At 41.3% G+C, this 20,461-nt stretch carries 26 protein-coding genes; all 26 read right to left on the bottom strand.

The window, feature by feature from the left end; translation table 11 throughout:
• Positions 1-4 precede the first annotated feature (4 nt).
• Positions 5-352 carry a hypothetical protein gene (locus J5X92_RS18780; protein WP_126871767.1) on the bottom strand — a complete coding sequence of 116 codons (348 nt, stop codon included), beginning with the start codon at positions 350-352 and terminating at the stop codon, positions 5-7.
• A 235-nt stretch (positions 353-587) separates the two neighbouring features.
• Complete coding sequence (locus J5X92_RS18775) at positions 588-1,319, bottom strand: hypothetical protein (RefSeq protein WP_126871766.1); 732 nt, start codon at positions 1,317-1,319, stop codon at positions 588-590.
• 4 nt (positions 1,320-1,323) lie between these two features.
• Positions 1,324-2,343: a glycosyltransferase gene (locus J5X92_RS18770; RefSeq protein ID WP_126871765.1), complete on the bottom strand. Its 1,020-nt coding sequence runs from the start codon at positions 2,341-2,343 to the stop codon at positions 1,324-1,326.
• The gene (locus J5X92_RS18765) at positions 2,343-3,686 is read right to left on the bottom strand and encodes a hypothetical protein (RefSeq protein WP_126871764.1); all 1,344 of its coding nucleotides are present in this window, start codon (positions 3,684-3,686) and stop codon (positions 2,343-2,345) included. Before J5X92_RS18765 ends, J5X92_RS18770 begins: the two co-directional genes overlap by 1 nt.
• Positions 3,687-3,712: 26 nt before the next feature.
• Complete coding sequence (locus J5X92_RS18760; protein ID WP_208806289.1) at positions 3,713-4,945, bottom strand: glycosyltransferase family 92 protein; 1,233 nt, start codon at positions 4,943-4,945, stop codon at positions 3,713-3,715.
• Between the two features lie 22 nt (positions 4,946-4,967).
• On the bottom strand, positions 4,968-6,884 hold the full coding sequence (locus J5X92_RS18755) for a rhamnan synthesis F family protein (protein ID WP_208806288.1): 1,917 nt from the start codon (positions 6,882-6,884) through the stop codon (positions 4,968-4,970).
• A gap of 1 nt (position 6,885) precedes the next feature.
• Positions 6,886-7,929 carry an HAD family hydrolase gene (locus J5X92_RS18750; protein ID WP_208806287.1) on the bottom strand — a complete coding sequence of 348 codons (1,044 nt, stop codon included), beginning with the start codon at positions 7,927-7,929 and terminating at the stop codon, positions 6,886-6,888.
• Positions 7,930-8,127: 198 nt separating this feature from the next.
• On the bottom strand, positions 8,128-8,529 hold the full coding sequence (rplQ, locus tag J5X92_RS18745; protein ID WP_013786212.1) for a 50S ribosomal protein L17: 402 nt from the start codon (positions 8,527-8,529) through the stop codon (positions 8,128-8,130).
• A gap of 41 nt (positions 8,530-8,570) precedes the next feature.
• A complete protein-coding gene (gene rpoA, locus J5X92_RS18740) occupies positions 8,571-9,560 on the bottom strand; it encodes a DNA-directed RNA polymerase subunit alpha (RefSeq protein WP_041452624.1) in 990 nt (329 codons plus the stop codon).
• Between the two features lie 19 nt (positions 9,561-9,579).
• Positions 9,580-10,200, bottom strand: a complete 621-nt coding sequence (rpsD, locus tag J5X92_RS18735) for a 30S ribosomal protein S4 (protein WP_013786214.1) — start codon at positions 10,198-10,200, stop codon at positions 9,580-9,582.
• 24 nt (positions 10,201-10,224) lie between these two features.
• Positions 10,225-10,617, bottom strand: a complete 393-nt coding sequence (rpsK, locus tag J5X92_RS18730; protein WP_013786215.1) for a 30S ribosomal protein S11 — start codon at positions 10,615-10,617, stop codon at positions 10,225-10,227.
• A gap of 14 nt (positions 10,618-10,631) precedes the next feature.
• Complete coding sequence (rpsM, locus tag J5X92_RS18725; RefSeq protein ID WP_013786216.1) at positions 10,632-10,988, bottom strand: 30S ribosomal protein S13; 357 nt, start codon at positions 10,986-10,988, stop codon at positions 10,632-10,634.
• Between the two features lie 174 nt (positions 10,989-11,162).
• A complete protein-coding gene (gene rpmJ / locus J5X92_RS18720) occupies positions 11,163-11,276 on the bottom strand; it encodes a 50S ribosomal protein L36 (RefSeq protein WP_013786217.1) in 114 nt (37 codons plus the stop codon).
• A 37-nt stretch (positions 11,277-11,313) separates the two neighbouring features.
• Positions 11,314-12,633 carry a preprotein translocase subunit SecY gene (secY, locus tag J5X92_RS18715; protein WP_013786218.1) on the bottom strand — a complete coding sequence of 440 codons (1,320 nt, stop codon included), beginning with the start codon at positions 12,631-12,633 and terminating at the stop codon, positions 11,314-11,316.
• 5 nt (positions 12,634-12,638) lie between these two features.
• On the bottom strand, positions 12,639-13,073 hold the full coding sequence (rplO, locus tag J5X92_RS18710) for a 50S ribosomal protein L15 (RefSeq protein WP_013786219.1): 435 nt from the start codon (positions 13,071-13,073) through the stop codon (positions 12,639-12,641).
• Positions 13,074-13,076: 3 nt separating this feature from the next.
• Positions 13,077-13,256, bottom strand: a complete 180-nt coding sequence (gene rpmD, locus J5X92_RS18705) for a 50S ribosomal protein L30 (protein ID WP_013786220.1) — start codon at positions 13,254-13,256, stop codon at positions 13,077-13,079.
• A gap of 6 nt (positions 13,257-13,262) precedes the next feature.
• Positions 13,263-13,763 carry a 30S ribosomal protein S5 gene (gene rpsE / locus J5X92_RS18700; RefSeq protein ID WP_013786221.1) on the bottom strand — a complete coding sequence of 167 codons (501 nt, stop codon included), beginning with the start codon at positions 13,761-13,763 and terminating at the stop codon, positions 13,263-13,265.
• A 9-nt stretch (positions 13,764-13,772) separates the two neighbouring features.
• Positions 13,773-14,126, bottom strand: coding sequence for a 50S ribosomal protein L18 (gene rplR, locus J5X92_RS18695; RefSeq protein WP_041453128.1), 354 nt, complete (start codon positions 14,124-14,126; stop codon positions 13,773-13,775).
• 12 nt (positions 14,127-14,138) lie between these two features.
• On the bottom strand, positions 14,139-14,672 hold the full coding sequence (gene rplF, locus J5X92_RS18690) for a 50S ribosomal protein L6 (protein WP_208806286.1): 534 nt from the start codon (positions 14,670-14,672) through the stop codon (positions 14,139-14,141).
• Positions 14,673-14,685: 13 nt separating this feature from the next.
• On the bottom strand, positions 14,686-15,078 hold the full coding sequence (gene rpsH, locus J5X92_RS18685; RefSeq protein WP_013786224.1) for a 30S ribosomal protein S8: 393 nt from the start codon (positions 15,076-15,078) through the stop codon (positions 14,686-14,688).
• A gap of 13 nt (positions 15,079-15,091) precedes the next feature.
• Entirely contained in the window at positions 15,092-15,397 is a 306-nt protein-coding gene (gene rpsN, locus J5X92_RS18680) for a 30S ribosomal protein S14 (RefSeq protein ID WP_013786225.1), read from the bottom strand.
• Positions 15,398-15,408: 11 nt separating this feature from the next.
• The gene (gene rplE, locus J5X92_RS18675; protein ID WP_013786226.1) at positions 15,409-15,948 is read right to left on the bottom strand and encodes a 50S ribosomal protein L5; all 540 of its coding nucleotides are present in this window, start codon (positions 15,946-15,948) and stop codon (positions 15,409-15,411) included.
• 17 nt (positions 15,949-15,965) lie between these two features.
• Positions 15,966-16,280, bottom strand: a complete 315-nt coding sequence (gene rplX, locus J5X92_RS18670) for a 50S ribosomal protein L24 (protein WP_013786227.1) — start codon at positions 16,278-16,280, stop codon at positions 15,966-15,968.
• 12 nt (positions 16,281-16,292) lie between these two features.
• A complete protein-coding gene (gene rplN / locus J5X92_RS18665) occupies positions 16,293-16,661 on the bottom strand; it encodes a 50S ribosomal protein L14 (RefSeq protein ID WP_013786228.1) in 369 nt (122 codons plus the stop codon).
• Positions 16,662-17,006: 345 nt separating this feature from the next.
• Positions 17,007-19,094 carry a PAS domain-containing hybrid sensor histidine kinase/response regulator gene (locus J5X92_RS18660; protein ID WP_208806285.1) on the bottom strand — a complete coding sequence of 696 codons (2,088 nt, stop codon included), beginning with the start codon at positions 19,092-19,094 and terminating at the stop codon, positions 17,007-17,009.
• Between the two features lie 144 nt (positions 19,095-19,238).
• Positions 19,239-20,423, bottom strand: coding sequence for a DUF4397 domain-containing protein (locus J5X92_RS18655; protein WP_244361081.1), 1,185 nt, complete (start codon positions 20,421-20,423; stop codon positions 19,239-19,241).
• Positions 20,424-20,461: the final 38 nt, after the last annotated feature.

The following is a 20,461-nucleotide window of genomic DNA, read 5'->3' as shown; positions in this document are numbered from 1 at the left end:
TGTATTAATTAGGAAGTTTAGTTAACTTTTTAATTCTTCTATCTATATCGGAAACGTTTAAAGACTCAGCTTTTTGATAATATTTTAGCGCTCTCGATTTGTCCGAAAACCGACTCGGGCGGCTTAATAAATCACCAAGTTCTCTATAAGCTTCGGGATTTCCGTTGCGTGCTCTTTCTTCTAGCTTGAGCCTTTTGATTTCAAATGCTTGCTTCTGCTGTAGCAAAAACTTCTCTGATGCGGGTAATTGCGATTTTTCTAGACTCGCTTTAAAGCGCTCGTCGACTTCTTGGGCGTAAGACGGTAATAAAAAAAATAAGCAGAAAAGGAATAACGTGAGGTACCTGTTCATCCTATTGTCCTTAACAAGATTTAAGAACAGTTTTTATAGAACAGAATATAGACAATAGCAAATGAAACTTTAAATTATTTAAGGTGAATATTCCTTAGTTTGTTGATTCCAACGTTGAGGGTTTGTATACCGTTGCTGGTTATAGCACTGAAAAGAAGAGGTTTTATTTTTCTAGTCACAGGGTAAAGCTTTAAAGGCGCTATTAAAGATAGCGCCTTTACGGTAGTAAGAAGGGTTATGACTTGAGGGATGCGATAAGTTCGCTATAGCCTAACCTTGATATAAGATCGCTATCTAGCTCTTTCATAACACACCGAATATCATCACTATCAAAAGACGCCATATAGTCGTGAGATAGGTAACTCGATTTATCAAAGGCTTCTTTAGTTTGATAATCATCAGCTTTAGATAAAACTTCACCATCATTTATGCGCTTAACTTTTTTCTCTGGAACAAAGAAATTGCCGGAAGTCCGTTCCAAAGACATTTTTTCAGCCGCTTTATTGATGATAAATTCAGGCTTTTCAATCAACATTTCATATCGAATATGAACAAAGTCTTTGTGAGAAGCGTAATTCCAATTCATAGCATTCCAAAAATCTACGGGACTGGAAAACCTCAATTCGGGCGAGCGAGGATTAGCCTGATCAAACACTATAATCTTTGACCTTATAAAGTTTTTGAAGATCAACGGTGCTTTTAAGTTTCTTTTAACTTCTTGATGGTATTTGAATAAGGAAAATAAAAACGAAAAGGGGTTTTTTGTAATAAAAAATGCCTTGTCGTAATCGAAAGAGTAACTGGCATTAGAGTCAGAGGATATGATTGGAAGAAAACCATGTTTCCAACCAAAAACGTTATTCTTAACATTACAATAATAGTTTTGCTCTAATAGAGCTTTAGCAAAGTTGGTCCCGCTACGAAAGCATCCCATCATCGCAACATTTTTTCGGTCTTGAGAGTCCATGATATTACTTCTTGATCTTCTGTTCATATTCGGCAAGTTTCTTATTGATAAGCGAACCAGTAGGCCTTCCTTTCTTAGCCAACTCCATCAGTTTTTTAGAAAGGAAAATATTCTTATCTTCTAATAGAATAGCTGCGTCCCTTAACTCGTTTACAAACTTACTCAGTAAACCCAAATTCATGTCTTTCGGTTCATTGGCAATAGAATTAATTAATTTAACATATTCGTAGCCGTTAGTGACACAAGCAGAAAATGAATCCGACACAAAAAGTTTTTGGAGCTTCGCGTAGTGCGATACTATTGCCTTCATTTGCTTCGTATTAGCATCACCCGCATTATGCGATAAATACAATGCATCCTCTTGCGTACCATCTATAGGGTGCATTGAAGCCGTTCTAGAAATTGGGATAATTACTGTTGGCGTCCCGTTCAACATGGCCATAGCCTTGAACCATAAATCATCAGCTGTTGGGCACAATGACTGAAACAACGAATCTTTAATTACATCTTTATGTAAGGCACCAGGGGGATATAAGATGCCTGCATAACCAATCGGTATTATTGCTAGCTTACTTTTTAATTCATGCTCTAGTTGTATAAATTGCCAGTCGGGATAAGGTTTTATTTCTTTATCTTCAACTCGAATAACCCTTCCTCTTGCGCCAATAACACAATTTGGATACAAAGAATGGTACGTTAAAAGACTTTCTATGAGTGTCGGGGGATATTCAAAATCATCATCTACTGTCACGATAGTCGCATTTGGGTACTTTTTGATAGCTGGTACCAGCTTTTTGAAACTTCTTATATTCTCACAGTAGTCTATCTCAAACCTTTCTGAACGGAGGTCAGCCAACATAGCCGGAATAGTATTATCCGTAAATTCGTCTTTATCTAGCCACAAGACGATTTTATCAATTTCTGCTGTTTGATTTAACAGTGAAATAATAGTCTTGTGAACAGTGTTAGCTCTTTTCGCGTAAGTGGTTAGTGAAACGATTAAGTTCATATTATTTAAAGACATTATTCAAATTGCTTAATATTTATTGTATTAATGACATCTGCATATTCGCAGAGTTTTCGATTTATCAGCTCACCTTGGGGTCTAAAGAATTTTGCTCTATTCATATATTTGAACGCTTGAAGAATATCACCTTCGGCTTCGAAGTATAGCGCTAGTTCTCTCAAAAACTTCCCCTCATCCATATGTCGCTTAACTCTCAATGCCTGCATTAATGAAGCTATATTTTCACGAGTCGGACTACCAGTAAGACTGTAGGAGACCTCTGGCTTTACTAATTTTCTCATTAGCGTTGAAAGGCTACGCTTCATAGGGCTGATTGGTCTTGCAATATAATCAAACATTTGATCATTTAAAGGGCTGAAATCTAAAAATGAAAGGTATTTACTAGAAACAATATTTCGTACTTGTGAAAATAGTGATGGAGAATATTCATACATTGATTGCAGTATTTTCGACGCTGCTGGCTCTGACAATACTTGAGAGAATCTCTCTCGCTGAGTCTGTTCCTCAACTACCTTCTGAAATGAAGAATTTTCTAAACCTAATAACGAGAACATATTCTCTAGTGCTACTGTAGCCTTGCCCTTATACTCTTCAAACTGCTCTTCTGAATATACTGAAAATGATGATATATCCCCCTGATATTGTTGCAGAAAAATATCTAGTTCTTGATGTAACTCAATTAAGGGAAACTGATTAAGTAAACGTTTAAATTCTAGAGCTTCAAACGAATATGAACCGTTGATAACTTTTGCATTGGTAACAGTTATTCTTCTAAGGCCAATGGTCTCTAAGAAATCTTGAACGATATTACCACCTGAAAAAAAGTTATCTCCATAGAAACGCAAACTCAATCTATGAGCAAAACTCTTCGTTAATTCATGCAACTTGAGTAACTTGTTGAAACTTACGACTTTAGGTGTAGTGATTAATAAGGTATTAAAATGACGTTTAACAGATTGATTATATAATGACTCACTAGATTCAATTGGATTTCGCAGATAAAAAATGAAATGGACATCTTCAAAATATTCAGCCAAAGGCTTTACTAAATTTATAAAGGCTTCTGATGACAGAAGAATATATTCGACTCCGTCCCTTTCAGCGTGCTCAATAAGTGAGCTGGCTTTATCAACATCGAAAATAAAACGACCATTTTTATCCTCGGAAAAGATACTTCTAAAATTACCAGAGCTTATGCCATTTTTGTCCACTTTGTGCTTAGGATATAGATACCCTTCGTCAAGTAACAATTTCCTATTGCTGGACAACCACTCCTGTATTACAGAAGAGCCTGTCTTTCCAGGCCCGACATGTATAATTAATTTGGGTTTATTACTCACCTAACAACCTTCAATTCAGCTTAATATTACTGGCCTTTTAATGCTCTAAACTCATCAAGCTTTTTTAGAATAATGGAGCCAGTAGGATTTAACTCTCTAGCTTGTTCCATCAATTCGATAGCTTCATCAATATTTTGAGAAGCAGCATCAATTGCTAAATCTCGGATAAAACGGAAATCGTCTGGCCTGAAACTAATTAAATTTTTGCGGACATCTTTAAAGGTTTTTGTAACTTCTGGTAGCTTTACTCCCCTAAACATCTGCATCATTAATGGATAGTTCGCCAATGAATGCTTCGCTAAATTAGCTAAAGAAGCCTTGTAGCGCTCTTCGACAAATGATTCTGCTGATAGTTTATGATTGAAGTAATTAGTTTTCCTTTCAAAATTCACATAACTTTGTTCGTACTTTAAAAATGCATCTAGCGGCAACTCTATCTCTCTATGCATATCATCTTTTACAGGCAAACCATATCTGTTCGTCTTATAAGGAAAAGCATCTCCAGGCCTGCCTCTCAGTAATAGAGATACATATTCTTCAGCTGAACGGTGTGCTCGATGATAGATAAAGGCATCCTTCAAGCTTTGCAGCTCTGGAGAGACGGCCTGAATAAGAGATGGTCTTGGTCGAAAATCTACTTTATTAGCCAATAAATGAGCTACTTTTTTTGAAAAAAGCGGCACGTGGTGGCGTAATTCCTTAACAGGTGCATGCAGCGGATAAATCGTTTTGACTAATGGAGACAAATTCCCAGATATTGTTCTGGGTACATGTGATAGTTTTGGCAAAGTCCCCATGTCATTCAACCACTCGAACGATATGACATCATCATCGGAAAAATCTGCCAAAAATTGTTTTATCGATATATTAAAGTGTCTTGGGATCCAATATTCGTCAATATCTAGAAAAATAATATGAGTAAATTCATTGTCTTTTTTAGCTTCATGCCAAACTTTATTATAAACAACAAACTGGATTTGCTTCTTTGCTTCTTCTGGGCACATATCTACCCAGTCAGCGCTATCCCAAGTCACACTTGGATATGAGCGCGAAATATCATCTAATACTTCAGAAGAGTTGTCTGTTGTACGATTGATAAATATTTCGATATCATCAAAGCCAAAAAATAAGTGATGATGTACCCATTGAGTAAAATAAGCGCCTTCGTCTTTTGCTATAGCTACTAGTTTTACGCGTATATCATCGGCCGAGCGCACACTGCTCTTTCCAACTTTACTGAGAAAACTTGCGTTAATCATTCTATATCCAGATATTTTTGTGCTATTCCCCGAAAAACGGATACCGTCCAAAGTTTGAAATTTGTTTTCCCCACTTGAGAATACTCTTCTCATTGTTAAGAAGGGGCGTTTCAAATCCGGCGATTGCCCATTTATCCATGGGGTTTAGTATGTGTACATTTTGCAGACCAAAGTCTCCGCAAATTTGTGCATCAGAGCGAACATTGTCACCAACGTGGATGTAACTTTTCTTAGATTCATCTACTAACCCCTTAATGAAGGTCCACATAGTGCCTGCATCTTTTCTCTTTCGTAAATCAGAACTTACGAATAATTTATACGGTACCGCAATACCTATCTTTCGTAACATGGTGGCAATTTGCTCTTTGGTGTAGTAGATGTCGGTAACAAACCAGATTTCTCTGCCCATTGCATAAAGCTCTTGGACTATCTTGACCATTTCTTCTTTTGGTAACGCCATTGATAAATCAAAATGAAATTCTCTATTAGCCCAATCTTCTGTCAGCGTTTTGTCCAAGTCTAATATCTCAGATAATTTTTCATAAGCTTCATAGATATTTACATCACCTTCGAAGTTTCGTTGTTTTCTGCACGCTAGCTCAGCGTTATTTCTCTGTGTTATGAAATCCAACTCAGACACAAAGTAGCCTGCTACTACTAGCTCCTTACCTAATTTAAATTTCGCGTAATCGGGTTCAGAAAATTCTCTTCTCAATACCGTGTCAAAAATATCAAACGAAACGATCTCAAAATTTTGTATATCCGACTGCAAACCTTCAGGCGACTTGTAGTAACTTGACGATATATATGATTTATCAGTGGTAAATTTGCCTTGAGGTGGATAGTAAAAAAACTGTTGGTAGCCTTGCTTTTCAGCTAACAAGCCTAATGTTCGCTCTAGGGCATGTAGCCAACTACCGTCATTGGGAAGAGGCTCTTCTGGAAAATCACTGTAGGTATAATTTTCGTTCAACAATGGCGCCAAGGCTTGAGGTCTAGCCCAAAACATTCCCCCAACTGGGTAATTTAAGAAATTATCACTTATATCTATGCCCCATTTGTTAACAAAGCCTTCAGCATAACCTTTATTGCATGTCCAATGGTTTACCCATGCTGGCATCATCCAAAACGATGTTGGGTAATAGATTCCTAGCTCTTTTTGTTCGTCAAATAAGCGCAAAACTGATTTCACAACATGCTTATCGTTCAATAAGTAATTATTCTGATAATCGAACCATTGGGTTTGTTCTCGTCCACTGTACAAGGATTTTTTCGAATGCAAGTGGCACATTAAATCGTAATCTAGTAGTTCATTACTGAAGTTAACTAGAAAAGGGCCAAAATTTCGTCCACGGTTTTCACATAAAACTGCTTTTACTTTTTTTACATTTTGAAGCTCATTGAACGTTTTTAAAGAGCTAGTTTTTATTGATTCAGTAGCGGCTGTAACAAACACATCTACTTCAGTTGGGAAACGCTTAAGAGAAGCTGCAAACTTCTCAACAAAGTCAGGGTAAAAAATGTGTAAAACAATAGCTATTTTCTGTTGCTTCCAGCTACCCGTTTCTTTAGCAAGCAACTGGGTAGATGGTAACCACCGATTAATCACACCTGAAGAGGCTCTGTGTTCATATCTACCGTGGTACATATAGTGTGTTAAAGGCTCAACTCCACCTAGGTAAATATCTACATTACTGCGTAAGTAAAATTCGGTATCGAAATGTGCAGACGGATTTATGTTAGAAGATTTAGATTTTTCGTTATAGTCATTAAATGCTGCTAACGGATGCGGAAAAGTACCATAGTGTTCTTGATACCACTCCACATCGAATAACCCCTCAGCGACGGCTCTTTTAAAAGCCTTTGCAACCTTTGGACGAGTTGTCATTTCAAATGATTGTTGAGCACGTCGTACAATTTTTCTTAGTTTATTTCGCATTCTATAACCCAAAGAAATCTAATGGATTCAAATTACCTTGCCCAGAGATTGCATCATCTAATTCAAACAACGGCCATGAGGCACGAGGTAAAAGGTTACGTTGTGTGACATGGGCGTTAAATATAGTTTCAACTTCTTCTATTGAATATTGAATGTTATTGACGTGACAATCAAAAACGCACTCTAGTGCACCTGATAGCAACATCTCAAGATCTGTAAAATTCTCTTGTGTATATGTTCTTTTACCAAAACAAAAGTGATATTTATTACTATTTTTATCTAAGAGGATATCTACAAATTGACCATTTGGGGCCGTTAGAAGAGACTCAAGAAACATAGAGCGGTCTAGCATCATATACCCTCCCCCCATGTTCACATTTGTCTTGTATACATGATCTATGGAAACTGTATAACCATCGATATCTATTTCACCGGAAGCAGTAGTGATCATATAGACACCGTATATTTCACGCTTGGTTATCATGGCAAGAAGCTTTTGAATCGTACCCGAATAGCCAACATCGGTAACAACCGGCGTAATTTCTATGTCAGTGAAACCTATTGATGACAAATAGTTTTGATAAATGCTACGAGTTGTAGAAACAATGTCACTGATAACACTCTTTTTTTCATTGAGGATTTCTACGACTTTCGTATAGTCTCGCGGCAGTTTAATCTTTGAGCTTTTATCATAACCTAATAATATCGCTTCAGTTTGCTCTGATGTGAACGCATATCGAGATTTAAAAAACTCTCCGAGCAAACCATCGAAACTATGCTTAACACTTATTGACCAACTACTTTCTATATCCAACGTAATCCTAAACAGAAAGGTTCGAGAAACGTAGAGATAGTCTGAAGAAGTGTTGTTTTCATCAACGATATTAAACGCCTGTTTTAATGCATAACCTTCCCTAGCTAGGTGAAACACTTTAGTTTTACCTGGTATGGGTTTCAGTTTATCAACTAATTTTGAGGTATAAACAGATAAAATAGGGCCCAGAAAATTATATCCAAACTCTTTCAGTGAAGTATTTTTAAGCATGCTGCAGATTCATCTCTTTGTCTTAATCGCTTCCTTTCGCCCTATTTATATTAAAAAGAGCTGTTTCATAATAACATTTTCAACTCTTACTCGTCTCTTATTCGTCTCTATTTAATAAAAGAAATGTACTAAAAACAAAAAACCCGGCCTAAGCCGGGTTTTTTAATAATTCTGATAACTCAGAATTAAGAGTATTTATTACTCTTCAGTTGCTTCTACTGCTTCTTCTTCAGCTTCAACAACTGGACGGTCTACTAGTTCAACGTATGCCATAGGGGCATTGTCGCCAGCACGGAGTCCGCATTTAAGAATGCGAGTGTATCCGCCTGGGCGAGCTTCGTAACGAGGACCAAGCTCGTTGAATAGTTTACCAACAACTTCTTTATCACCAGTGCGGGCGAAAGCTAAACGGCGGTTTGCAACGCTGTCTTGCTTAGCCATAGTGATAAGAGGCTCAATAACGCGACGTAATTCTTTCGCTTTTGGTAACGTCGTTTTGATCACTTCGTGCTTGACCAAAGAGCCGGCCATGTTCTTGAACATAGCTTGACGATGGCTGCTGTTGCGATTCAACTGACGACCACTCTTACGATGGCGCATAGTTTTATCCTTCTCTACAAATCAGTTTATTAAAAACCTGATTAATCTTTTTCAGCGATGCTCTCAGGCGGCCAGTTTTCTAGGCGCATACCTAGAGAAAGTCCACGAGATGCTAGAACATCTTTGATTTCAGTTAGCGATTTTTTACCAAGGTTTGGCGTTTTAAGTAGCTCAACCTCAGTACGCTGAACCAGGTCACCAATGTACTGGATAGCTTCTGCTTTTAAACAGTTAGCAGAACGTACAGTTAGCTCTAGGTCATCAACTGGGCGAAGTAGAATCGGATCAAATTCCGGCTTCTCTTCTTTCGCTTCTGGCTCAGACACATCACGTAAATCTACGAATGCATCAAGCTGTTCAGCTAGGATAGTCGCAGAACGGCGGATCGCTTCTTCAGGATCTAAAGTACCGTTCGTTTCCATATCGATAATCAATTTGTCTAGGTCTGTGCGTTGTTCAACACGGGCAGACTCTACACTATAAGCTATACGCTCTACTGGGCTGTATGAAGCATCAACTAACAAACGACCAATTGGACGATCATCTTCTTCAGAGGAGCGACGGGTAGAAGCTGGTACATAACCGCGACCCATTTCTACTTTAATACGCATGCTGATTTCAGCTTCGCCAGTTAAAGTACAAACTAAGTGGTCAGGGTTAACAATTTCTACGTCGCCATCATGCTGAATGTCACCAGCAACAACAGGGCCAGCGCCAGATTTCACTAGAGTTAGGGTTGCCTCAGTTTTACCTTCAAGGCGAACCGCTAAACCTTTAAGATTTAGCAAGATTTCAATTACGTCTTCTTGCACACCTTCTTTGGTGCTGTACTCGTGAAGAACGCCATCAATTTCTACTTCAGTAACTGCGCATCCTGGCATGGATGACAACAAGATACGACGTAGGGCGTTACCTAGAGTGTGGCCAAAGCCGCGCTCTAGTGGTTCCAAAGTTACTTTGGCACGAGTAGGAGAAACGTTTTCGATCTCAACTAATCTCGGTTTAAGGAATTCAGTCACAGAACCCACAATGCTTCCTCTTTAGTTAGCTTTACTTAGAGTAAAGTTCAACGATCAACTGTTCGTTAATTTCCGCAGACAAATCAGTTCTTTCTGGTAGGCGCTTAAAAGTACCTTCCATTTTAGTGCTGTCTACTTCAATCCAAGTTGGCTTCTCGCGTTGGTCAGCCAGTTCCAAAGCAGCTACGATACGAGCTTGCTTCTTAGCTTTTTCACGAACAGAAACCACGTCTTCGGCAGAAACGTTGAATGATGGAATGTTCACAACTTGACCATTTACCATGATCGCCTTGTGGCTAACTAGCTGACGTGCTTCTGCACGTGTGCTAGCAAATCCCATACGATAAACTACGTTATCAAGACGCTTTTCTAAAAGTTGTAACAAGTTTTCACCTGTGTTCCCTTTTAGACGTGCAGCTTCTTTATAGTAGTTACGGAATTGCTTTTCAAGAACGCCATACATACGACGAACTTTTTGTTTTTCACGCAGCTGAACACCGTAGTCAGACAAACGGCCACGACGGGCTCCATGCTGACCAGGCGCTGTATCGATTTTACATTTAGAATCGATTGCGCGAACGCCGCTCTTAAGGAACAAATCAGTTCCTTCGCGACGGCTAAGTTTGAGTTTTGGACCCAAATATCTTGCCATGATCTTTCTCCAACTGTCCGTCGATTAAACGCGACGTTTTTTCGGTGGACGACAACCGTTGTGAGGAATTGGTGTCACATCGGTAATATTTGTGATCTTATAACCAGTAGCGTTAAGAGCACGGATCGCAGACTCACGGCCTGGACCTGGACCTTTTACAAACACTTCTAGGTTTTTAAGACCGTATTCTTGTGCAGCAACACCTGCACGCTCTGCAGCAACCTGTGCAGCAAATGGGGTAGATTTACGTGAACCACGGAAACCTGAACCACCAGATGTCGCCCATGCTAATGCATTGCCTTGACGGTCTGTAATAGTCACAATTGTGTTGTTGAAAGACGCATGGATATGAGCCATACCGTCTGCAACCTGACGTTTAGCGCGCTTACGCGTACTACGAGCTGGTGCTTTAGCCATAACTTATTCCCCGTTTACTTCTTAATTGGCTTACGAGGACCTTTACGGGTACGCGCATTTGTTTTAGTGCGCTGACCACGTAGAGGCAAGCTACGACGGTGGCGAATACCACGGAAGCAACCCAGGTCCATCAAACGTTTGATGCTCATAGAGACTTCACGGCGTAAATCACCTTCAACGGTAAATTTAGCCACTTCGTCACGAAGCTTATCAATAGTCGCTTCGTCTAGCTCTTTGATCTTTGTATCTTCTGCAACACCAGCACCTACACAAATGCTTTTAGCACGTGTAGGACCAACGCCATAGATCGCTTGGATAGCGATTACAGCATGCTTGTGCTCAGGAATGTTAATGCCAGCGATACGGGCCATTAACAGCACTCCTCTAATTTATTGTTGACGACCTAAAAAGCCCGATAGGATACTTACCCGTCAACTAAATTGCAAATATTTAGGTTCTGAACACTTTAAACAAAACCAGCAGAACCTGATAAGTATAAGTCAGGCCCTGCTTATTAGCTTTGCGAGTATTCAGTACCGCGTAGATTAACCTTGCCTTTGCTTATGCTTCGGCTCTGTACAAATTACGCGCACAACACCGTTGCGTTTGATAACTTTACAGTTACGGCAAATCTTTTTAACTGATGCACGAACTTTCATTACATCACTCCCCTATCTTATAAATTAAGGGGCTAACTTAACGGCCGTAGCCTTTAAGATTAGCTTTCTTCAGAACAGACTCATATTGACTACTCATCAAATGTGTCTGCACCTGTGCCATAAAGTCCATGATAACCACCACAATAATTAGAAGCGACGTACCACCGAAGTAGAACGGAACATTCCAGGCAATTAGCATGAATTCAGGCACCAAACAAATAAAGGTTATGTACAGCGCGCCTGCCAGAGTCAGACGAGTCATTACCTTATCGATATAACGCGATGTTTGTTCACCAGGACGGATACCTGGTACAAACGCACCAGACTTCTTCAAGTTATCCGCTGTTTCACGCGGGTTGAAAACCAACGCCGTGTAGAAGAAGCAGAAGAAGATTATCGCTGTTGCGTATAACATCACATACAGGGGCTGACCTGGAGATAGCATAAGTGCTACGTCCTGCAACCACGCCGTAGATTCATTCTGTCCGAACCATCCTGCGATAGTACCCGGAAACAAAATGATGCTGGAAGCAAAGATGGGTGGAATTACACCAGCCATGTTGACTTTCAGTGGTAAATGCGTGCTTTGCGCGGCAAAAACCTGACGGCCTTGCTGACGCTTTGCATAGTTTACCACAATTCTGCGCTGTCCGCGCTCTACAAATACCACAAGGTATGTAAGCGCAATAACAATCACAGCCATCAACAACAAGAACAACAGGTTAATGTCGCCTTGTCTTGCTTGTTCTGCCGTCTGACCTATCGCTGTTGGTAGACCGGCAACAATACCAGCAAATATCAATATAGAAATACCGTTACCGATACCTCGTTCAGTAATTTGCTCACCTAACCACATTAGGAACATAGTTCCTGTGACCAAGCTCACTACTGCCGTAAAGTAGAATCCGAAGCCAGGGTTCAATACCAGTCCATTAATTAGGTTAGGCAGACCCGTCGATATTCCAATTGATTGGAATATAGCCAATACCAACGTTAGATAACGTGTGTACTGACTAATTTTACGACGACCTGCTTCGCCTTCTTTTTTAAGCTCTATCATCGGTGGATGAACCACCGAGAGCAACTGCATAATAATTGATGCAGTAATGTATGGCATGATGCCCAAAGCCAGAACGGATGCACGCTCAAGCGCACCACCGGAGAACATGTTAAACATTTCTACAATGGTACCTTTCTGTTGCTCGAACAAGTCAGCAAGTACAGCTGGATCGATGCCCGGAATAGGAACATAAGAACCTAATCTGAATACAACAATCGCACCGAGTACGAACAACAATCTTGCTTTAAGCTCACTCAAGCCGCTTTTCGCGCCTGAATCCAATCCTGGTTTAGCCATCTAGCTTATTCCTCTACTTTACCGCCAGCAGCTTCAATCGCTTCTTTAGCGCCTTTAGTAACCTTTAAACCGCTTACTGTAACAGCGCGTGATACTTCACCGCTCTTGATAACTTTAACGAACTGAATCTCTTTTTTCACAAGACCAGCTGCTTTTAAAGTTTCTAGAGATGCTGTATCACCATCAACCTTTGCGATTTCTGCAAGAGTTACTTCGTCAGTAACGAAGCTCTTACGTGATGTGAAACCGAATTTAGGAAGACGACGCTGAAGTGGCATCTGACCACCTTCAAATCCTGGCTTAACACGGCCACCTGAACGGCTTTTTTGACCTTTGTGACCTGCGCCACCTGTTTTACCTAGACCTGAACCGATACCACGACCAGTACGCTTACCAGAATGTTTAGCTCCTGGAGCAGGAGCAATAGTATTTAAACGCATAACTTACTCCTCGACTATTTCGACCATGTAATTAACACGGTGAATCATGCCGCGTACACTTGGCGTATCTTCCAGTTCACGAACATGGTTGATTTTACGAAGGCCTAAACCTTTAAGCGTAGCTCTGTGCTTTGGCAAACGGCCAATCGCACTTTTAGTTTGCTTTACTTTAATCGTTGCCATGTCTGATTACCCCAAAATTTCTGATACAGACAATCCACGTTTCGCAGCAACTTTCGCTGGAGAATTCATCTCTGTCAGCGCGTTGATTGTTGCACGAACAACGTTGATTGGGTTCGTAGAACCGTAACATTTTGAAAGTACGTTCTGTACACCAGCTACTTCAAGTACTGCACGCATTGCACCGCCGGCGATGATACCGGTACCTTCTGATGCTGGTTGCATGTAGACTTTAGAGCCAGAGTGACGACCTTTAATTGGGTGCTGTAACGTATGGCCGTTAAGGTCAACGTCAACCATGTTGCGACGTGCCTTTTCCATAGCTTTCTGGATTGCAGCAGGCACTTCACGTGCTTTACCATAACCGAAACCTACGCGACCATTACCGTCACCCACTACTGTCAATGCAGTAAAACTAAAGATACGACCACCTTTAACCACTTTAGATACGCGGTTAACAGCAATCAATTTCTCTAATAGTTCACCGTTCTGAACTTCTTGTTTAGCCATTATAAACTCCTAGAACTGAAGGCCAGCTTCGCGAGCTGCATCAGCTAATGCCTTAACGCGACCGTGGTATTTAAAACCACTACGATCGAAAGCCACTTTTTCAATGCCTTTCTCTTTAGCGCGTTCTGCAATTGCTTTACCGACTATCGCCGCTGCTTCAGCGTTACCTGTTGACTTAAGATCTTTTGCAAGTTCTTTATCTACAGTAGAAGCCGCTGCTAATACTTCAGAACCGCTAGGAGCGATTAACTGAGCATAGATGTGGCGAGGTGTACGGTTAATTACCAAGCGATGCGCGGCCAGTTCACGAATTTTTGCTCGTGCGCGTGTAGCGCGACGAATGCGAGCTGTTTTCTTATCCATCGTATCACCCACCTACTTTTTCTTAGCTTCTTTACGACGTACATGTTCGTCAGCGTAACGTACACCTTTACCTTTGTAAGGCTCTGGTGGACGGTAAGCGCGAATGTTCGCCGCAACCTGTCCTACAACCTGCTTATCGGCGCCTTTCACGACGATTTCAGTTTGCGTAGGCGTTTCAACGGTAATGCCTTCAGGCATCTCGTATACTACTGGGTGAGAGAAACCAAGCGTCAGGTTTAGTTTGCTACCTTGTGCTTGCGCACGGTAACCAACACCATTTAACTGAAGCTTTTTCTCAAAACCTTGTGAAACACCTTGAACCATTGCGTTAAGAAGAGAGCGTACAGTACCAGCCTGTGCCCAAGCGTCAGAAAAACCTTCGCGAGGAAGTGCTTTCAATTGGTTCTCTTCTTGTACAACTTCTACAGCGTCGTTAAAAACGCGGGTCAAAGTGCCTTTACTACCTTTTGCGGTAATTTCTTGGCCAGCGATAGAAATATCTACACCTGAAACCAAGTCTACTGGGGCTTTTGCTACTCGTGACATTTCAACTCCTCCGTTATGCTACATAACCGATGATCTCACCGCCCATGCCAGCGTTACGCGCTGCACGGTCAGTCATCACACCTTTAGAAGTCGACACGATCGCGACACCCAATCCACCCATTACTTTAGGAAGCTCATCTTTTTTCTTATAGATTCGCAGACCTGGGCGGCTTACACGCTCAATAGTGTCAATTACTTGCTTGCCTTCGAAGTACTTAAGCGTAACTTCTAAAACAGGCTTAACGTCACCAGATGCAGCGAAGTCAGTAATATAACCTTCAGACTTTAATACTTCACAAATTGCTACGCGAAGTTTAGAAGAAGGCATAACTACAGAAACTTTCTCTGCCATTTGGCCGTTACGGATGCGGGTAAACATATCCGCGATAGGATCTTGCATGCTCATTATCAGCTACTCCTTACCAGCTGGCTTTTTTAAGGCCAGGGACTTCGCCGCGCATCGCTGCTTCACGCAGTTTGATACGGCTAAGACCGAATTTGCGAAGGTAACCATGTGGACGACCAGTTACGCGGCAGCGATTACGCTGACGTGAAGAACTTGAGTCACGTGGCAGTTGTTGTAGCTTAAGAACAGCGTCCCAACGCTCTTCTTCAGATACGTTAACATCGCTGATAGTCGCTTTAAGTGCGGCACGTTTTTCTGCGTACTTAGCTACTAGCTTAGCGCGCTTTACTTCACGGGCCTTCATTGATTCTTTTGCCATAACCCTACACCCTACTTTTTAAATGGGAAGTTGAACGCGTCCAGCAGAGCACGTGCTTCTTCATTTGAGTCCGCACTGGTAGTGATAGTAATATCCATACCACGAACTTTATCCACTTTATCGAAATCGATTTCAGGGAAAATGATTTGCTCACGCACGCCCATGCTGTAGTTACCACGACCGTCGAATGACTTAGGGTTCAAACCACGGAAGTCGCGAACACGTGGGATAGCGATTGAAATCAAACGCTCAAGGAATTCCCACATACGCTCGCCGCGTAAGGTTACTTTACAGCCAATCGGATAACCTTCACGGATTTTAAAGCCCGCTACTGATCTTCTAGCAACTGTAACAATCGGCTTCTGACCGGCGATAGCCGCCATGTCAGCTTGAGCATTTTCAAGCACCTTCTTGTCAGCAATTGCTTCACCTAAACCCATGTTTAGAGTGATTTTTTCAATCCGAGGGACTTGCATGACGCTTTTGTACCCGAACTGCTTAGCAAGTTCAGCTACTACTGTTTCTTTATAGAAATCATGCAGTTTCGCCATCGTACTCTCCAATATAATTAAACAAGTTCGCCGTTAGATTTGAAGAAACGAACTTTCTTCTCATCTTCGAAACGGAAACCAACGCGATCTGCTTTGCCCGTTGCCGGGTTAACAATCGCAACATTAGAAACGTGAATAGAAGCTTCTTTCTCAACAATTCCACCAGCTACACCCAATTGTGGGTTTGGCTTAGTGTGCTTCTTGATAAGATTAACACCTTCTATAATTACACGGTTATCAGCAATAAGCACTTTAAGGACTTTGCCTTGTTTGCCTTTGTCTTTACCCGCTAATACGACTACTTCATCATCACGACGAATTTTATTAGCCATTATCGTGACTCCTTATAGTACCTCTGGGGCCAATGAGATGATTTTCATGAAGTTTTCACTTCTCAACTCACGGGTTACCGGTCCAAAGATACGCGTACCAATTGGTTGCTTGTTTGCGTTAAGCAAAACAGCTGCGTTGCCGTCAAAACGAATGGATGAACCATCTGCACGACGAACGCCTTTTCTAGTACGCACCACCACTGCATTCAGTACGTCACCTTTTTTAACTTTACCGCGAGGAATTGCTTCCTTCACAGTAACTTTGATGATGTCACCGATACCTGCATAACGGCGATGCGAGCCACCAAGAACCTTAATACACTGAACCCTGCGAGCGCCGCTGTTGTCTGCAACGTCCAGGTTAGTTTGCATTTGGATCATGTTAGTGCTCCGCTCTATTATGAGACTCTGCCGAGTCGTTATTGCTGCTAAACCCAACAAACATTGTTGAATTTATATACATACCCCCATAAAAAGGGCGCGAAACTATAACAGAAATTTTGAGCTAGAGATAGCGTTAAATTGGATTATTTTTAATCGATGGGGAAATTGAGTACATTGTTTCTGAAATGCGAGGGGGTCGCATGACGCATGACATGAATAGCGCCAGAAGCAGGTGCACATTATACGCATGATTTTATATTTTGTCTTGTGATTTTATATCCCCCGTAATACATCCATAAAAAAGCCCCAGCATTGCCGGGGCAGATAGCCAAAAGTTGGCTATCAAGCAGGATCTTTAAACTTCTCCTGTTTATAAGACAAGTGGAAGTTAATACAGTCCCCTAACCGCGAAACGCCTACAGGTTTTGATATGAAGTCATTCATTCCCGCTCGTAAACACTTTTCCTTTTCGCCACTCAGCGCGTTGGCAGTAAGTGCAATGATAGGAACGGTTTCACCTAGCGCTCTAATTTCTTTTGTGGCAGCTAATCCGTCCATCACTGGCATGTGGCAATCCATAAAGATAAGGTCGTATGGCTTTTTCCGCGCAATAGCACTTGTTACCTTAGCGAGGCCTAACGCACCATTATTGGCGAGCTCTACCGACACACCAATTTCTTTTAATTGCTCTTTAATGACTATCTGATTTATTTCGTTATCTTCAACCACTAACACGCGCGATTCTGACAGCACTCTTTTGCAAAGCGGTGTGACCTTGTTTGCTGCGATAGCTTTTTCTTTCATTACACCGGCATTTGCACAATCTAGGGTCATGGTAACGATAAATCGAGCCCCTTCCCCTATCGCGCTAGACACTTCTACGTTGCCGTCATAATGCTCAACAATATTATTCACAATGGCTAAGCCTAAACCTGTACCGCCAAAGCGTCGCTGTGTCGACTCTTCGGCCTGAAGGAATGGCGAAAAGATGACTTTTTGCTGCTCATCACTAATACCAATACCCGTATCGGTAACAATTAGCTTAACCCTAAAGCGCCCTGCACCATACTTGGTACATCGCGTACTAATTTTAATTGAACCTTTGTCAGTGAACTTCACCGCGTTGTTCATAAGGTTCATCAGTATCTGACTTAATCTTAACGAATCAGCGAGAAATAACGTATCTGAAACCGCCGCCGTTTCGGTGATAAATTCAATCCCTTTTTTATCGGCTAAACGCCTAAACATAGGTATTTGTTGCTCAATTAGCTCTTTTAAATTTACAGGCTCAACATCATAGGTCATATGCCCTGAATCAATTTTTGAAAAATCTAAAATATCATTCACAATATTGAGCAAGGATTCTGCGCTGCGCATAGCTACATGGGTATACTCTTTTTGCTTTTCATTAAGCGATGTACTGCAAAGGGTCTCGAGCATGCCTTGCACACCATGAATTGGGGTTCGTATTTCATGGCTCATGTTTGCTAGAAACTCACTTCGCGCTTTAAGGGCTTGCTCTGCGATCGCGGTTTTTTGTTTCAAAGATTGGGTGGTGTTAAATCGCTCAGTTATATCTCGAGTTGCACCGATAATTTTAAGGCAGGTTCCATTTTTCATAATGGGGTGTGCACGACTCTCCAACCACCGTTTTTCACCACCATCGGTAATAACTTCGAACTCGTAAGCCCAATCATTGCCGTTTATGGCAATTTCTTCCATTTTAGATTCGTAAACATTCCGTACTTTTTTATTCGCTATAAAGTTAAGTGCATGGGATGGGGTGATGTCTTGCTTTTCGTTCATTTGTAACATGCGCTTCAAAGACGCTGACCACTTAAGGCCGCCTGACTCTAAATCAAGCTCCCACGTGCCAACACCCGCCAATTCAGTAATCTGGTTTAAAAGCGCGTTTTGTTCTTCTAAGGCATTTTTCTGAGAAATGATTTCACTCAACGCTTGTTCACGTGCCACCTCTGCCCCTATCCAGTCGGCAAGCAGCAGTAAATAGTCATAATCTAAGGCTGTGAAACTGTCGCTCTTCGACGTAGTAGAAGAGAAGTTGAGTGTGCCATATAGCGCCGCATTCACATGTATAGGAGTAGCTAAGTAGCTTTTTAATGTGTAGAGCGCATAACACGGGTGGCTGTTGCCTGGCATTACGTCAATGTCGTTATAGGCCACGATACCATTTGCATTCACGGTATCAGCGCAATACGTATCAGATAATGGAAACTTAGCGCCGCTTACAATTTCATTCAACGGTGAAATGGCCTGCACCACCGTGTAGGTGCCATTTTGCACAAAGCTTACAATGCCGGTTTCAAGCCCTAATACCTCAGTGCCAATTTCTAGCAAACGGGCCACTTTTTCGCTGAAGGATAACCCGCCATCGGTAGTAATTTTGTGAAGATCTTTAATTACACTCATGAGGATTTACGCCCACCTTTAAAAAGCCCTTAAAACAAAAAAAGACTATTACAGGGAAGTAATAGTCTTTTCTAAAGGTAACTGAAACTCTCGGTATTTAAAGCATACCAGCATTAGCAATTAGTATAATTTTCACATAAGTGATTAATACAAAATGTTAATTTCATAGCCAGTTGCGGTATCTGCGGGTTCTACCGTAACAATATAGTTCTCTTCTTCGTTAAATCCGAATAAGGCTGTACGGTCTAGCAGAATTTGTTCTTCGTTATCATCTTCGTAAACGGCAATGATTTCGTAGTAATCAGACGGTAATACTTCACTATCAGTCTCGCCAAACTCTAAATTTTGTAGGTCGTATTCTGCAGTATCAATAGTTTCATCGTTACGTACTAGGTAGAAATCCACATCATCAAAGTCTTCAACAAGGTTAATGAAGTTCACTGTTTTATCGTACGCTTGAGGCAGTCCACTTTCTACGAAAGTTACCGCGCCAAGTGCGCCCGCTTTTTCGTAGATTAGAATTGCTTTACTTTCACCTTGGTTCAAGGTGATAAGCTTATTACTTAGCGTTGTGGCTTCACCAGAGGTATCCGTTACTGTTACGCGGTAATCGCCATACCCAATTTCAGTGAATTCAGATAATTCCCCGGCATCCAGTGAAAATGCAACATCCTCTTCGTCGGTGTTGCCACCAAAAGTCACATCAAGTGCAGTGGTAATATTTGTCGAGTTATAAATACGGTACTGTGAGTCTGCTTCAACATCGGTTAACGCCGTCACTGATGATGAATTCAAAATAGTGTCTACAACCAAACCTGATTGAATTGCGCCACTTACATCACGCATGGTGAGTAGGTATTCAGTTTCGTATGCAAAGTCTATTGTCTGTGATTCAAATAGAACTTCAGTACTTCCTGGCTCTGTTAGATAAATGGTGTACTCATCTTCATCAAAGTAGTCGCTGTCATCATCTGGATCCCAGTAGTCAAACTCAATCATTTCAGAGGCCGTTACCGTACCTAAGAAGTTTGCCGCTTCAAACGGGTCGCCAGACTCGGCTAAATAGAAGTCGTAAGAACCTTCATCGATGGTTACAGACAATGCGAATAACCTGAAGTGATCTTCTAGCGTTTCACGGGTATAGCTGTAATCGCTAATAATGGGTGAATCAAAATCACCACTCATTACGATAAGACGCTTGTCACCATTTTTAAGGTTAACAGTGTAAGTATCAATAAGTACTTCTTGGTCATCTGAGTCGGTGCGAATGAACTCAAGTTCAATTTCACCTGTTAACACCAAGCGACTTTGTCGTATCTTAATTACCAAGCGATTCTGTCGTAAGCGCTAATTACCAAGGGAAACTG

The sequence above is a fragment of the Alteromonas sp. K632G genome, from assembly GCF_017653625.1.
Lineage (GTDB): Bacteria > Pseudomonadota > Gammaproteobacteria > Enterobacterales > Alteromonadaceae > Alteromonas > Alteromonas naphthalenivorans.
Note: the sequence above shows the minus strand (reverse complement) of the source record. Positions and strands in the feature narration are given on the sequence as shown.

What these genes read in the sequence shown, in the direction of transcription:
- J5X92_RS18780 (WP_126871767.1), bottom strand. Translation starts at nt 352, where the DNA reads ATGAACAGGTACCTCACGTTATTCCTTTTCTGCTTATTTTTTTTATTA.
- J5X92_RS18775 (WP_126871766.1), bottom strand. Translation starts at nt 1,319, where the DNA reads ATGGACTCTCAAGACCGAAAAAATGTTGCGATGATGGGATGCTTTCGT.
- J5X92_RS18770 (WP_126871765.1), bottom strand. Translation starts at nt 2,343, where the DNA reads ATGTCTTTAAATAATATGAACTTAATCGTTTCACTAACCACTTACGCG.
- J5X92_RS18760 (WP_208806289.1), bottom strand. Translation starts at nt 4,945, where the DNA reads ATGATTAACGCAAGTTTTCTCAGTAAAGTTGGAAAGAGCAGTGTGCGC.
- J5X92_RS18755 (WP_208806288.1), bottom strand. Translation starts at nt 6,884, where the DNA reads ATGCGAAATAAACTAAGAAAAATTGTACGACGTGCTCAACAATCATTT.
- J5X92_RS18750 (WP_208806287.1), bottom strand. Translation starts at nt 7,929, where the DNA reads ATGCTTAAAAATACTTCACTGAAAGAGTTTGGATATAATTTTCTGGGC.
- rplQ (WP_013786212.1), bottom strand. Translation starts at nt 8,529, where the DNA reads ATGCGCCATCGTAAGAGTGGTCGTCAGTTGAATCGCAACAGCAGCCAT.
- rpsD (WP_013786214.1), bottom strand. Translation starts at nt 10,200, where the DNA reads ATGGCAAGATATTTGGGTCCAAAACTCAAACTTAGCCGTCGCGAAGGA.
- rpsK (WP_013786215.1), bottom strand. Translation starts at nt 10,617, where the DNA reads ATGGCTAAAGCACCAGCTCGTAGTACGCGTAAGCGCGCTAAACGTCAG.
- rpsM (WP_013786216.1), bottom strand. Translation starts at nt 10,988, where the DNA reads ATGGCCCGTATCGCTGGCATTAACATTCCTGAGCACAAGCATGCTGTA.
- rpmJ (WP_013786217.1), bottom strand. Translation starts at nt 11,276, where the DNA reads ATGAAAGTTCGTGCATCAGTTAAAAAGATTTGCCGTAACTGTAAAGTT.
- secY (WP_013786218.1), bottom strand. Translation starts at nt 12,633, where the DNA reads ATGGCTAAACCAGGATTGGATTCAGGCGCGAAAAGCGGCTTGAGTGAG.
- rplO (WP_013786219.1), bottom strand. Translation starts at nt 13,073, where the DNA reads ATGCGTTTAAATACTATTGCTCCTGCTCCAGGAGCTAAACATTCTGGT.
- rpmD (WP_013786220.1), bottom strand. Translation starts at nt 13,256, where the DNA reads ATGGCAACGATTAAAGTAAAGCAAACTAAAAGTGCGATTGGCCGTTTG.
- rpsE (WP_013786221.1), bottom strand. Translation starts at nt 13,763, where the DNA reads ATGGCTAAACAAGAAGTTCAGAACGGTGAACTATTAGAGAAATTGATT.
- rplR (WP_041453128.1), bottom strand. Translation starts at nt 14,126, where the DNA reads ATGGATAAGAAAACAGCTCGCATTCGTCGCGCTACACGCGCACGAGCA.
- rplF (WP_208806286.1), bottom strand. Translation starts at nt 14,672, where the DNA reads ATGTCACGAGTAGCAAAAGCCCCAGTAGACTTGGTTTCAGGTGTAGAT.
- rpsH (WP_013786224.1), bottom strand. Translation starts at nt 15,078, where the DNA reads ATGAGCATGCAAGATCCTATCGCGGATATGTTTACCCGCATCCGTAAC.
- rpsN (WP_013786225.1), bottom strand. Translation starts at nt 15,397, where the DNA reads ATGGCAAAAGAATCAATGAAGGCCCGTGAAGTAAAGCGCGCTAAGCTA.
- rplE (WP_013786226.1), bottom strand. Translation starts at nt 15,948, where the DNA reads ATGGCGAAACTGCATGATTTCTATAAAGAAACAGTAGTAGCTGAACTT.
- rplX (WP_013786227.1), bottom strand. Translation starts at nt 16,280, where the DNA reads ATGGCTAATAAAATTCGTCGTGATGATGAAGTAGTCGTATTAGCGGGT.
- rplN (WP_013786228.1), bottom strand. Translation starts at nt 16,661, where the DNA reads ATGATCCAAATGCAAACTAACCTGGACGTTGCAGACAACAGCGGCGCT.
- J5X92_RS18660 (WP_208806285.1), bottom strand. Translation starts at nt 19,094, where the DNA reads ATGAGTGTAATTAAAGATCTTCACAAAATTACTACCGATGGCGGGTTA.